The organism is Ornithinibacillus contaminans (assembly GCF_001038425.2).
Classification (GTDB): domain Bacteria; phylum Bacillota; class Bacilli; order Bacillales; family Amphibacillaceae; genus Ornithinibacillus; species Ornithinibacillus contaminans.
The window spans coordinates 108,550-120,774 of record NZ_LDPV02000009.1 but is presented as its reverse complement, the minus strand read 5'-3'; the positions used below and the strand labels follow the sequence as shown (position 1 = coordinate 120,774).

15 protein-coding genes and 1 other annotated feature are annotated in these 12,225 nt (G+C 36.9%); of the genes, 14 read left to right on the top strand and 1 reads right to left on the bottom strand.

Going from position 1 to position 12,225, the window contains the following annotated elements:
- The 3 genes from mutM (at position 1) to JF53_RS01355 (ending at position 2,595) form a co-directional block, all read left to right on the top strand.
- Positions 1 to 828, top strand: a complete 828-nt coding sequence (mutM, locus tag JF53_RS01365) for a DNA-formamidopyrimidine glycosylase (protein WP_047981620.1) — start codon at positions 1 to 3, stop codon at positions 826 to 828.
- A gap of 13 nt (positions 829 to 841) precedes the next feature.
- Positions 842 to 1,447, top strand: a complete 606-nt coding sequence (gene coaE, locus JF53_RS01360) for a dephospho-CoA kinase (RefSeq protein ID WP_047981621.1) — start codon at positions 842 to 844, stop codon at positions 1,445 to 1,447.
- A 119-nt stretch (positions 1,448 to 1,566) separates the two neighbouring features.
- Positions 1,567 to 2,595: a glyceraldehyde-3-phosphate dehydrogenase gene (locus tag JF53_RS01355; protein WP_047981622.1), complete on the top strand. Its 1,029-nt coding sequence runs from the start codon at positions 1,567 to 1,569 to the stop codon at positions 2,593 to 2,595.
- 169 nt (positions 2,596 to 2,764) lie between these two features.
- On the opposite strand, the gene JF53_RS01350 is transcribed toward JF53_RS01355, so the two are convergent.
- Positions 2,765 to 3,115: a DoxX family protein gene (locus JF53_RS01350; protein WP_047981623.1), complete on the bottom strand. Its 351-nt coding sequence runs from the start codon at positions 3,113 to 3,115 to the stop codon at positions 2,765 to 2,767.
- A gap of 118 nt (positions 3,116 to 3,233) precedes the next feature.
- On the opposite strand from JF53_RS01350, the gene JF53_RS01345 reads away from it, so the two are divergent.
- The 11 genes from JF53_RS01345 to JF53_RS01295 all read left to right on the top strand — a co-directional run bounded on the left by JF53_RS01345 (position 3,234) and on the right by JF53_RS01295 (position 12,100).
- Positions 3,234 to 3,602 carry a winged helix-turn-helix transcriptional regulator gene (locus JF53_RS01345; RefSeq protein WP_047981624.1) on the top strand — a complete coding sequence of 123 codons (369 nt, stop codon included), beginning with the start codon at positions 3,234 to 3,236 and terminating at the stop codon, positions 3,600 to 3,602.
- Between the two features lie 135 nt (positions 3,603 to 3,737).
- Complete coding sequence (locus JF53_RS01340) at positions 3,738 to 4,127, top strand: hypothetical protein (RefSeq protein ID WP_047981625.1); 390 nt, start codon at positions 3,738 to 3,740, stop codon at positions 4,125 to 4,127.
- 25 nt (positions 4,128 to 4,152) lie between these two features.
- A complete protein-coding gene (gene nrdR / locus JF53_RS01335; protein WP_047981626.1) occupies positions 4,153 to 4,620 on the top strand; it encodes a transcriptional regulator NrdR in 468 nt (155 codons plus the stop codon).
- Between the two features lie 40 nt (positions 4,621 to 4,660).
- Positions 4,661 to 6,019, top strand: a complete 1,359-nt coding sequence (locus tag JF53_RS01330) for a replication initiation and membrane attachment family protein (RefSeq protein WP_047981627.1) — start codon at positions 4,661 to 4,663, stop codon at positions 6,017 to 6,019.
- A 23-nt stretch (positions 6,020 to 6,042) separates the two neighbouring features.
- A complete protein-coding gene (dnaI, locus tag JF53_RS01325) occupies positions 6,043 to 6,975 on the top strand; it encodes a primosomal protein DnaI (RefSeq protein WP_047981628.1) in 933 nt (310 codons plus the stop codon).
- A 164-nt stretch (positions 6,976 to 7,139) separates the two neighbouring features.
- On the top strand, positions 7,140 to 7,994 hold the full coding sequence (gene ytxC / locus JF53_RS01320; RefSeq protein WP_047981629.1) for a sporulation protein YtxC: 855 nt from the start codon (positions 7,140 to 7,142) through the stop codon (positions 7,992 to 7,994).
- 339 nt (positions 7,995 to 8,333) lie between these two features.
- Positions 8,334 to 10,283 (top strand): threonine--tRNA ligase, encoded by a 1,950-nt coding sequence (gene thrS / locus JF53_RS01315; protein ID WP_047981630.1) that lies wholly within the window; start codon positions 8,334 to 8,336, stop codon positions 10,281 to 10,283.
- 125 nt (positions 10,284 to 10,408) lie between these two features.
- Positions 10,409 to 10,532, top strand: a sequence feature (ribosomal protein L20 leader region).
- A gap of 64 nt (positions 10,533 to 10,596) precedes the next feature.
- The gene (gene infC, locus JF53_RS01310; protein WP_047981631.1) at positions 10,597 to 11,100 is read left to right on the top strand and encodes a translation initiation factor IF-3; all 504 of its coding nucleotides are present in this window, start codon (positions 10,597 to 10,599) and stop codon (positions 11,098 to 11,100) included.
- Positions 11,101 to 11,136: 36 nt separating this feature from the next.
- Positions 11,137 to 11,331 (top strand): 50S ribosomal protein L35, encoded by a 195-nt coding sequence (gene rpmI / locus JF53_RS01305; RefSeq protein WP_047981632.1) that lies wholly within the window; start codon positions 11,137 to 11,139, stop codon positions 11,329 to 11,331.
- Positions 11,332 to 11,407: 76 nt separating this feature from the next.
- Positions 11,408 to 11,767, top strand: a complete 360-nt coding sequence (gene rplT, locus JF53_RS01300; protein ID WP_047981633.1) for a 50S ribosomal protein L20 — start codon at positions 11,408 to 11,410, stop codon at positions 11,765 to 11,767.
- A gap of 60 nt (positions 11,768 to 11,827) precedes the next feature.
- Complete coding sequence (locus JF53_RS01295; protein ID WP_047981634.1) at positions 11,828 to 12,100, top strand: DUF1294 domain-containing protein; 273 nt, start codon at positions 11,828 to 11,830, stop codon at positions 12,098 to 12,100.
- Positions 12,101 to 12,225 lie beyond the last annotated feature (125 nt).

The window sequence follows — 12,225 nt, the reverse complement described above, 5'->3', positions numbered from 1 at the left end:
ATGCCAGAATTACCAGAAGTAGAAACAATACGAAATACATTGAAGCGATTTGTGTTAAATCGTACGATAAATGATGTATCCGTATATTGGGGGAAAATCATCAAGCAACCGGATGATGTAGAGCATTTTAAACAGCTATTGATTGGCCAAACAATCCATGATATTAAACGAAAAGGAAAATTTCTCTTATTTGAACTCGATGACTATACAATGATTTCCCATTTACGGATGGAAGGAAAATATAGTGTTCATTATAAGGATGAACCAGTAAAAAAACATACCCATGTTATTTTTTCCTTTACTACCGACGAACAATTACGCTATAACGATGTGCGGAAATTTGGTACGATGCACATCGTCAAGAAGGGGGAGGAATTTCAACAGAAACCTTTAAATCAACTCGGACCGGATCCGTTTGATAAGGAATTCACGTTGGATTACTTCTATAAGAAATTAAAAAGCACGAATCGATTTATTAAATCCGTACTGCTTGATCAAACGATTGTCGCTGGTTTAGGCAATATTTATGTAGATGAGACATTGTTTAAAGCCCGTGTACACCCTTTGAGGAAAGCAGATAAGTTAACAAAAAAAGAAGTACAAGAAATACGCAAACAGGCGATTTTAACCTTGGAGGAAGCGGTAGCACAAGGTGGAACAACGATTCGGTCCTATGTGAATAGTCAAGGCGAAATGGGAATGTTTCAACAAGAGCTATCCGTTTACGGACAAGAAAACAAGGAGTGTAAAAATTGTGGTGCCCCAATTACCAAAATGAAGGTTGGCGGTCGGGGTACACATGTCTGCTTGAAATGTCAGAAGCTGTAAGGGTGATACAAGAATGGGAGTTGTGATTGGATTAACAGGAAGTATAGCGAGTGGCAAAAGCACCGTTTCTGGAATGTTTAAGAAGCTAAACATTCCGGTTATCGATGCAGACCAGATTGCTAGAGATGTTGTTGTACCAGGTGAAGCTGCTTATCACCAAATCGTAGCCGAATTCGGAGAAGACATTCTACTTGCTGACAAAACGATTGATCGAAAAAAGCTCGGTTCGATTATTTTTGCTGACAAGGAAAAGCGAGAGGCTCTCAATGCAATCGTCCATCCAGTAGTTCGCAGTCAAATGCTGTATGAAAAGGAGCAATACCTTGCTGCAAATAAGACATGTATTGTCATGGATATCCCGCTATTATATGAAAGTAACCTGACACATTTAGTTGATAAAGTGCTAGTCGTGTATGTGGATGAATCTGTCCAACTAGAACGTTTAATGAATCGAGATGGATCAACAATAGAAGCGGCAATGGAACGAATTGATTCCCAAATTCCTGTGAAGGAAAAGGTGAAGCAGGCTGACGCAGTCATAAATAATAATGGAACAATACAAGACAGCTATCAACAATTAAAGGACATACTCAAACAGTGGAATATTAGCTACGTTTAGACTCAAAGGATTTTTATTTCCTTTGAGTTTTTTAATTATTTAGTTACATTTTTCTTTAAATGTGTTATACTTTATGTAAATTAATGATAATTAGTATATCACATTTAGGAGGAAGATTCATGCGAGCTACGCGAATTGCCATTAGTGGATTTGGCCGAATTGGACGAATGGTGTTTAGGCAGGCTATGAAAAATCAACACTTAGAGGTTGTGGCAATTAATGCAAGTTACCCACCAGAAACATTGGTTCACTTAATTAAGTATGATAGTATTCATGGAATTTATGACAGCGAAGTGAGAGCGCTTCGAAATGGCATAGAGGTAGATGGTACTTATATTGAATTAGTGAACTTTCGGGAACCGGATAAATTACCATGGAAGCAACTTGATGTTGATGTTGTCATTGATGCAACGGGAAAATTTAAAACAAAACAAGATGCAGGCTTACATCTAATCGCAGGTGCAAAAAAGGTTGTGATTACGGCTCCAGGAAGACAGGTCGATAGAACGATTGTAATGGGTGTGAATCATGATACGTATGTGGAAGAAGTAGATGACGTCATTTCCAATGCATCCTGTACGACAAATTGCCTTGCGCCTGTTGTTAAGATACTGGATGATAACTTTAAAATTGTAAACGGTCTCATGACAACGGTACACGCTTTTACTAACGATCAAAAGAATTTGGATAATCCACACAAGGACCTGCGTCGTGCAAGAGGATGTACACAATCCATCATTCCGACTACAACAGGAGCTGCGAAAGCATTGGGCGAAGTAATGCCACATTTAACTGGTAAATTGCACGGAATGGCATTACGAGTGCCTACTCCAAATGTTTCTTTAGTAGATTTAGTGGTGGATGTAGAACAGTCAGTAACAGAGGAACTAGTGAATCAAGCATTTAAAACGGCTGCCACTAACGAGTTAATGGGAATTCTTAAGTATAGTGAAGAACCACTAGTCTCTATTGATTATACGACAACGGATTACTCGGCGATTGTTGATGGATTGTCTACGATGGTAATGGATGATCATAAAATTAAAGTACTTGCATGGTACGACAATGAATGGGGATATTCTGCCAGAGTGATTGATCTAGTTAACTATGTTGGTTCTTTCCTAGCGAAGAAAAAAATTTCGGTTTGAGGATAACCTGCAGCAGTGTAGTAGATGAAACTTTAAAAAGCTCGGGACGTCAGGATATTCGTGTCGTATAAGAAGTTAAAGCATAGTTTCCAATAGGTTATGTGCGGCAACTTTACTTATATCATTCCCTACGAGTCTTGAGTCCCGGCTTTTTAGTTCATACTATAAATTAAAAACGATTAATTGCAATAAACAGTGCTATTGCAAGAATAATGATATTCATGCCAAGTGCTTTGAATTCACCGCGTTTAATATGAAAAATAATGGCAAGAACCATAATCAAAGCAAGACCTAATGCTGCGATTGGAGTTAAAATTGGTGCAATGCCCAAAGCAAGTGGAATAATCAGACCAATACCTCCAAGAACTTCTGCCAATCCAATAAATGCAATATAGCCTTTAGAATAATCCTTTACCCATGGTAAGGATTTTCCCGCTTTTTCATACTGCAATTTAGTGGAACCTGCACTAATAAACATCAATGCTAATAATGCTTGTAATACCCATAGTACAATATTCATCGTATTTCCTCCTTGTTTCATTTTGAAGACTAAGGTTATAATATACCCTAGGATAAATAAAAAGAAGTAGGCACATTAATGTGACATAGTATACAAAATGAAACCTAGGGGGATATATATGGCAGATAACTGTAATGGCGGAATTGAAACAGCACTTGATATTCTAATTGGAAAATGGAAGCCTGTGATACTCTTTCATATCATTGAAAATGACGTTCTTCGTTTTAGTGAATTACAACGGTTAATACCGGAAATTACAAAGAAAATGTTAACCTCCCAATTACGAGAGTTGGAGTATCATGATATTGTCCACCGAAAAGTTTATCCACAAGTTCCACCTAAGGTTGAATATTCCATTACGGAATATGGCAAAAGCCTACTCCCATTACTTTCAACCATGCATAAGTGGGGGTTAAGTCATCTACAACATTTACATGAGTTATATGGAGAGAACTATCAATATAAAGAAAAAAATATCCGTCAATAGTACTGGCGGATATTTTTTGTAGCTATCACGTATCTCTACTGTCTTCAATTAAATTTATACTAGGGTAATTCTATAAAACATGTTAAAATAAATACAGTTAATTGTATCGTGTATGTAAATGGGAGTTGAATTATCATGGGGTTTCGCAATAAAGTAGCACTGCTTTTAAATAATCAAGCCGAAACAGCGGAGAATCATTGGGATAACGAACTACGAACCCATTATTATAAAACAACAAAAGATAAGGGCTTAGCTACATTAGAAGAACTAATCAAAGGATCTAACCAATTTCAAATTAATTCTATTTCACAGGAGCATGGTGAAATTAGTTTCCATGTCCAAAAAGGGAAAAAAGCGTTTATCATTGGAACAGTTATTATGGTTCGCCCATATCAAACGGCGATTGATTTTACCGTTACAACGGAATCACTTATCCCATTTGATTTTGGCTATAGTTCAAAACTAATCAAACGGTTATATGAAAAAATAGATCAATCATTACAACTGGTTGAGAAGATTAAATAGTTGCTTAGTGAATGGAGTTTAATAAATGAGATGTTCAAATTGTCAATATAAAAATACTAAGGTATTGGATTCGCGGCCTACCGAAGAAGGGCGCTCTATTCGCAGAAGACGGGAATGTGAAAAATGCGGCTATCGCTTCACAACCTTTGAGCGGATAGAAGAAGTTCCATTAATTGTCGTGAAAAAAGATGGGACAAGACAGGAATATAGTCGTGAAAAGCTTATTAGAGGCTTAATCAAGGCATGTGAAAAAAGACCGGTTTCAATTGAACAAATTGAATCCATTGCGTTAGAAGTGGAAAAGGAATTACGAAATACTGGTGCATCTGAAATTGACAGTGATGAAATTGGAGAAATGGTGATGGAACGACTTTCGAAGGTAGATGATGTTGCTTATGTGCGTTTCGCTTCCGTTTATCGTCAGTTTAAAGACATCAATGTATTTCTTGATGAATTAAAGGATCTCATTCATACCGATAAAAAGAACTCATAGCAAGTTCTCGTGGAAGGTAATTTAAGAAGGAAGGGTTACGATGAATTACATTGGGAAAATATTGCCCGTTGATGGTTATACAGTTATATTATATGGTAATCTACCTGTTGATTATCCAAAATCGTTAACCCATCTGTATCAACCATTGCTAGGTATGAAGGCTGTTATGCTTTATCAAACATTGTTACATGAAATGGATATGGATTCTGATATTCAAACGCATCATACCTTAATGAACTATTTAAATATACCATTAGATGAAATCTATGAAGCACGCTTAAAGCTAGAAGCAATAGGTCTTTTAAAAACCTATGAGCATAAAACAGCAGAACAAACTTTATATCATTATGTACTTCAATGTCCGTTTTCACCTCGTAACTTTTTCCAAGATGCTATGCTATCACAGCTACTTTACCATCATATTGGTAATGAAAAGTATAAGCAGATTAAAGCGCACTATGTTAATTCAAAAGCAAATACACAACCACTAGGTCAAAATATTACAGCAACGTTTGGTGATGTGTTTCATACGGTACAACCAGATCTACAGCAAGATAGATCGATTCAACGTGTAACAGAGAACGCTGGCCCCCAACTCGATTCAATCGATTTTTCTTGGATGGAGCAAGCGTTGAAATCTCGAATGATTCCGTACAAACGAGTACTTTCGAAGGATAATAAACGTCTTATTACTCAAATGATGCAGCTATATGGATTAGCGGAATACGAAGTAGAAAAATGTGTATTATGGGCACTGACAGATGAGAATACACTTGACATTGATGAGTTTAAAGACGCTTGTCATGATGTGTTTAAAACAGCAAGGAAGCAAGCAACTGTTCAATTAGTAGCTAAGTTGAGTGAAGATCCGAAGCAGCAACCAGAACTAGAACAACCAAGGACAAAAGAAGAACAGCTAGTCCAAAAATTAGAAACCATTTCACCTAAAGAATTATTAGAGGACTTGTCTAGTGGTAATTATGCTTCTGAACAGGATTTAAAGGTTATTCGTGAAATCATGACAACACAAGGCTTACCTACTCCAGTTATGAATGTATTAATCCACTATGTATTATTACAGACGAATATGAAGCTATCGAAGGCATATTTAGAGAAAATTGCTAGTCACTGGTCGAGAGCGAATTTAAAAACAGCAAAGGAAGCCATGATGTTTGCCAAAAAAGAAATAGAGCGGTATCGTCAGGATAGTGAGAAAAAGCAATCAACGTATCGCAATTATCGCAAGCAAGGGTCCCAAGAAGTGGTTCCAGATTGGTTTAAAGACCGGAAACAAAAGAAATCAAGCAGTAATCAAACGGCATCATCGGTTGATTTGGACCGAGAAAAAGAAGAGATTGCCACACTATTACAGCAATACTCGAATAGCGTTAAAAAATAGTCATTTGCAAGGATGATTGAGAAATGAAACCAGTACAATCAACATTAAAAAATTGGATGCAAAAAAATGGTAATTTCAAAGAGAATTACATGAAGATAAAGAATGAAGTGTTATCTGATCCCGAAATTCAGGAATTCTTATCGTTGCATCCGGATTTACCGCAACAGGAAATCGAAAAGAATTTAATTAAATTTTATGAGTATAAGTCACAATCCAAGCAATGTGAGCATTGTACCTCTATTGGAAGCTGTCAAAATATGATTGCTGGTTATTCACCAATACTGCGGGTTGAAAATAATGAGATCCACTTGTCATATGAAAAATGCCATAGTCGTTTACTGTATGAAAAGGAACAAATGCAGCAAAAGCTTATTCAGAGTGTTTATATGCCAAAGGAAATTTTAGAAGCGACGATTGACGGCATAGACCATGATCCGAAGCGGAGTACAGCAATCCGAGAAATTGTTCAATTCTTAGAAGAAGCTAAAACTGGTTTGCCGCAAAAGGGGCTTTATTTTTATGGCCCATTTGGAGTCGGAAAAACGTATTTCCTTGGTGCGGTTGCCAATGAACTAAAGAAATATAACATTTCATCTATGCTAATCTACATGCCTGAATTTGTTCGTGAAATAAAAGCATCAATAAAAGATGATTCTATTAATGAAAAAATAGACTACTTTAAAAAAGCTGATGTACTAATGCTGGATGACATTGGGGCTGAAACACAATCGGCATGGTTCCGCGATGAAGTACTTGGGACAATTTTACAATATCGCATGATGGAGCGACTACCAGTATTCTTTACCTCCAACTATAGTATGGAACAGTTAGAAGGACAACTTGCACGATCAAGTCGTGGTGACGTTGAAACAGTAAAAGCTGGCCGAATACTAGAACGAATTAGACAAGTCAGTACAGAGGTTTCCATTTTCGCTGACAATAGAAGAGATTTGTAACTAGGAGCTAATAAAAGTCTATCTTTTATTAGCTCCTTTGTATGGAAGTGGCTAAATCTTCACTTTTCTAATTACTAACATTACTAGTTTTAATGGATTATACATTTTTTAAAAGTTATGTCCATATAATGTAACAGTTTGGTTTTGGATGAGGGTGATGTTAGTTGCTGGATGTTTATTTTTCTTCGAATAAGGAAGTTATCAGTTTTTGTGAGCAATTATTTCATTATAACAAAAAGATTGAATTACATTGGAAAACAAGTGAAGAATGGGGGAATCATTTACAAATTGACTTTAACCAAGCAGATAATGATTTAGTGCATTCGATTGTAAAATCAATGGTAGATGTGTTTGTGCAGCATCGTCTGTCTACCATGATCCAAGGAATTGTTGAGGAATTTTATTATTATTCGGACCTAGATGAAATCGAAAAAATTATTGAAATTACGAATTGGATAATTGCAGGCGATGACGCGGAAAGTGTACAAGTAAGGGATCAACAGGATGATCCAATGCAGCTATTGTATTCCTTGTTTGTATCTAATGTTAAAAATACGACAACCGTTCATTTCGATTCGATTGTTAATTTCCGCTTGAAGGTGTTTAAGGATCATTTGGTCCATCTCGTTGGATTAGCCATTGATGAATTTAAACGGGAAGAAGACCACCAGGAATTTGTGAATACGTTACGGGAATATATCGCGAAGAAGGAACCAAGTTATAATATTATTCATATACTACAAGGCAATCCTTTTTCCTTCTTTAAAGCAAATGGAAAACGATTCACAAGAATGGAATTACGAATGCAGATGCAGAAGGAACCATTGTACATTGTCGGATTAGATGATGATGAACTTAATTTAGCGCCATTAGTGGCGATGGCTCCGAAAAAAATAAAGATTTATGGGGATTATCCATCCGAGCCGAAAACATTAACGGTTATTAATGTATTTCAAGAGCGCGTGGATTTTGAGCCATATAGTAAATTTCCTTTCCCTTATTATTTAAAAAACAATTAATAGGACTTGATTATTAGTATGACAAGCGTTATAATTTGTTCTATATTATTTTATAGTGTTATAAGTAACGATAAGGACATGATCACTTGTTATCTGTATGGAAAGAGAGGGGAGCCACCGAGCTGAAAGCTTCCTCATGCAGCCAATTGATTACCACCTTTGAACTCTGCTGTCGAACCTCAAGTAGATAGTAGCGTAAATCTGCGTTAAAGATCTAAAGCCGTAAGAATTCTTGCGGGAATTAGGGTGGAACCACGTGACCAACGCTCGTCCCTTTGCATATGTGCAGAGGGGTGGGCGTTTTTTAATTTCAAAAAAATAGGATAAGGAGTGTAAAACATGGCAGAAATCACAATTGTATTCCCGGATGGGGCAAGTAAACAATTTCCACAAGGGACTACTGGGGAAGATATTGCAGCTTCAATTTCTCCAGGTCTGAAAAAACAAGCTCTAGCAATTAAATTAGATGGTAAGCAGTATGATCTAAAGCGTAGCTTAGACAATGGTGGCGCTATTGAAATCATTACGTATAAAAACCAAGAGGGTGTAGAGATAGCAAGGCACTCAACAGCGCACCTAATGGCACAGGCAATTAAACGTCTGTATAAAGACGTGAAATTTGGTGTTGGTCCAGTTATCGAAGAGGGCTTCTATTATGATTTTGATATGGAAGAAAAAATTACCCCGGAGGATCTTCCGAAAATTGAAAAGGAAATGAAACGAATTGTCGATGAAAACCTTCTAATTGAACGGGTAGAAGTATCTCGTGAGGAAGCGAAGAAAATGTTCGAGGAAATTGGCGATAACTTAAAACTTGAGCTAATCGATGCTATCCCGGAGGATGAACAAGTAACTATCTATAAACAAGGTGAATTTTTCGATTTATGCCGCGGGATTCATGTTCCTTCCACAAGTAAATTAAAAGCATTTAAACTATTAAGTATTTCTGGCGCATACTGGCGTGGTGATAGTAATAATCAGCAGCTACAACGTATTTATGGGACTGCATTTGAGAAGCCGGCACAGGTGGATGAATATTTACAAATCCTTGAAGAGCGCAAAGAGCGTGACCATCGTAAGTTAGGGAAAGAACTAGATCTCTTTACCGTTAATCAAAAGGTTGGTCAAGGATTACCACTTTGGTTACCAAAGGGTGCTACTATTCGCCGTCAAATCGAGCGTTACATTGTAGATCTTGAAGAACGTTTAGGCTATGACCATGTTTATACGCCAGTTTTAGCAAATGTTGATTTATATAAAACAAGTGGACATTGGGATCATTATCATGAGGATATGTTCCCTGTCATGGAAATGGATAACGAAGAATTAGTTTTACGCCCAATGAACTGTCCACACCATATGATGGTATTTAAGAATCAACGTTGGAGCTATCGTAATTTGCCGGTACGTATTGCTGAGCTTGGAACAATGCATCGTTATGAAATGTCTGGTGCTCTAGCTGGATTACAGCGTGTACGTGCGATGACATTAAATGACGCCCATATCTTTGTTCGTCCAGATCAATTGAAGGAAGAATTTATCCGCGTGGTGGAATTAATCCAGCATGTGTATAAAGATTTCGGTATCGAGGATTATTACTTCCGTCTTTCATACCGTGATCCAGAGGATAAAGAAAAATACATTGATGACGACGAAATGTGGGAAAGAACACAAAGTACACTAAAAGAAACAATGGAAGAAATGAACGTAGAATACTTCGAAGCAGAAGGAGAAGCTGCATTCTATGGTCCGAAGCTAGACGTACAGGTTAAAACAGCCTTGGGTAAGGATGAGACACTATCAACAGTACAACTTGATGTGTTATTACCGGAACGTTTCGAACTATCTTACATTGGTGAGGATGGAAAAGAACATCGTCCAGTTGTAATTCACCGTGGTGTTGTATCGACAATGGAACGCTTTGTGGCATTCTTAATTGAAGAATACAAAGGCGCATTCCCGACTTGGTTAGCACCAGTTCAAGTGAAAGTTATACCTGTATCACCACAAGTACACTTGGATTATGCAAAATCAGTTGCTGAGAAATTACAGCTTCAAGGTGTACGTGTTCAAGTAGATGAGCGCGATGAGAAGATTGGTTATAAGATTCGTGAAGCACAAACCGAGAAAATTCCATTTGCCCTTGTTGTTGGGGATAATGAAATTGAAGAGAATGCGGTTAATGTAAGAAGATATGGTGAGCAGAAGTCTGAAACGATTGCTTTTGAAGCCTTTGTAAGTTTAATAAAGGATGAGATTGATAACAAGACATTACGTAAAAAGAAATAACGTAGTAGCCAAGTGTGCTTGCTTTTCAAAATAGGATAAGTATAGTATACTGAAAAAGAATCAAGGGTTGACACTTTATTCAAACGTATGCTATTGTATAAAAGTTGAATAAAATTGAATGATCTTAAGACAAGTAGAAGCACCCGCTTCTCACCTGTTCAACGCTAGGAAGCAGTTGACTGGTTAAACCTTTACTTTTACGACTAAAGACATGTGGGTGCATTGATGTGCCCACATTTTTTATTGTGTAGAACTTGTCAATGATCGATCAGACCCTAACATTATTTGGAGGTGGCTGGCTATTAGCAAAGATATGAACGTTAATGAAAAAATTCGTGCAAAAGAAGTACGATTAATTGATTCTAACGGTGATCAACTTGGTGTGAAATCACGTCAAGATGCATTAGAGCTTGCACAAAAACAAAATTTAGATTTAGTTTTAGTGGCACCTACTGCAAAACCACCAGTAGCTAGAATCATGAATTACGGTAAATACCGTTACGAGCAACAAAAGAAAGAAAAAGAAGCTCGTAAAAATCAAAAGATTATTAGTGTCAAAGAAGTGCGCTTTACTCCTGGAATAGGCGATCATGATTTTAATACAAAATTAAAAAATGCTCGTAAGTTCCTTGAAAAAGGTGACAAAGTAAAAGCTGCTGTTCGTTTCCGTGGACGCGCGATTACTCATAAGGAGCTTGGCCAAGAGGTATTAGATCGCTTTGCTGAAGAAGTTAAAGATCTTGCAACAGTTGAATCGAAGCCGAAGATGGAAGGTCGTAACATGTTTATGATGCTTGCTCCGATTAATGAAAAATAAATTATTTTAAGTAGAGCATTCGAGGAGGAAATCAACATGCCAAAAATGAAAACTCATAAAGGTTCTCAAAAACGTTTCAAAAGAACTGGTTCTGGAAAATTAAAAAGATCACATGCTTATACAAGCCATATGTTCGCAAATAAATCACAGAAACAAAAACGTAAACTACGTAAAGGTACTTTAGTATCTTCTGGTGATTACAAGCGTATCAAAGCAATGCTACCTAAATAAGTATTGTAAGAAACAATTAAAATTATTACTAAAACTAAATGGATATACAACAGGATTGTATTAGGAGGGAATTAATATGCCACGAGTTAAAGGTGGAACAGTTACGCGTGCACGTCGTAAACGCGTACTTAAATTAGCAAAAGGTTACTACGGTTCAAAGAGAACATTATTCAAAACAGCAAAACAACAAGTAATGAAGTCAGGTCAATATGCATACCGTGACCGTAAACAGAAAAAACGTGAATTCCGTAAGCTTTGGATCGCACGTATTAATGCTGCTGCACGTATGAACGATCTTTCTTATAACAAATTAATGCATGGTTTAAAATTAGCTGGTATTGAGATCAACCGTAAAATGTTGTCTGATCTAGCTATCCATGATGAACAAGCATTTGCTCAATTAGCTGAAAAAGCTAAAACTGCACTAAATAACTAATGTCAATAACCAAATCAGCATTGCTGGTTTGGTTATTTTTCATAGAATAGAGGTATTGATATGGGTATAGGACTAGAGGTCTTACTTTACATAGTAGTTGCCAATCTTATGGGGTATATCATGATGGGCGTGGATAAAAAGAAAGCAAGAGAGAATCAATGGCGGATACCAGAGCGTACGTTATGGGGAATTGCCATTTTAGGTGGATCACTAGGTTCTTTCATAGGAATGCGCACGTTTCGACATAAAACAAAGCATAACGCGTTTCGAATTGGAATGCCTTGCCTAATTGTTGTACATGCTGTATTAGTTGGATACTTTTTCATGTCATAACGGCTCGTCTCTTGTCATATACATGTTCCGAGGTATTAAATCCAAGTCATGCGCTCTTGCAAATTGAACGTTGCAATAATGCGGTAAGAATTGAGTAGTATTTCTTACTTGCTCGAGAGGGAGGC

What these genes read in the sequence shown, in the direction of transcription:
- rplT (WP_047981633.1), top strand. Translation starts at nt 11,408, where the DNA reads ATGCCACGAGTTAAAGGTGGAACAGTTACGCGTGCACGTCGTAAACGC.
- coaE (WP_047981621.1), top strand. Translation starts at nt 842, where the DNA reads ATGGGAGTTGTGATTGGATTAACAGGAAGTATAGCGAGTGGCAAAAGC.
- JF53_RS01345 (WP_047981624.1), top strand. Translation starts at nt 3,234, where the DNA reads ATGGCAGATAACTGTAATGGCGGAATTGAAACAGCACTTGATATTCTA.
- thrS (WP_047981630.1), top strand. Translation starts at nt 8,334, where the DNA reads ATGGCAGAAATCACAATTGTATTCCCGGATGGGGCAAGTAAACAATTT.
- mutM (WP_047981620.1), top strand. Translation starts at nt 1, where the DNA reads ATGCCAGAATTACCAGAAGTAGAAACAATACGAAATACATTGAAGCGA.
- JF53_RS01350 (WP_047981623.1), bottom strand. Translation starts at nt 3,115, where the DNA reads ATGAATATTGTACTATGGGTATTACAAGCATTATTAGCATTGATGTTT.
- JF53_RS01340 (WP_047981625.1), top strand. Translation starts at nt 3,738, where the DNA reads ATGGGGTTTCGCAATAAAGTAGCACTGCTTTTAAATAATCAAGCCGAA.
- nrdR (WP_047981626.1), top strand. Translation starts at nt 4,153, where the DNA reads ATGAGATGTTCAAATTGTCAATATAAAAATACTAAGGTATTGGATTCG.
- infC (WP_047981631.1), top strand. Translation starts at nt 10,597, where the DNA reads ATGAACGTTAATGAAAAAATTCGTGCAAAAGAAGTACGATTAATTGAT.
- JF53_RS01330 (WP_047981627.1), top strand. Translation starts at nt 4,661, where the DNA reads ATGAATTACATTGGGAAAATATTGCCCGTTGATGGTTATACAGTTATA.
- JF53_RS01355 (WP_047981622.1), top strand. Translation starts at nt 1,567, where the DNA reads ATGCGAGCTACGCGAATTGCCATTAGTGGATTTGGCCGAATTGGACGA.
- dnaI (WP_047981628.1), top strand. Translation starts at nt 6,043, where the DNA reads ATGAAACCAGTACAATCAACATTAAAAAATTGGATGCAAAAAAATGGT.
- JF53_RS01295 (WP_047981634.1), top strand. Translation starts at nt 11,828, where the DNA reads ATGGGTATAGGACTAGAGGTCTTACTTTACATAGTAGTTGCCAATCTT.
- rpmI (WP_047981632.1), top strand. Translation starts at nt 11,137, where the DNA reads ATGCCAAAAATGAAAACTCATAAAGGTTCTCAAAAACGTTTCAAAAGA.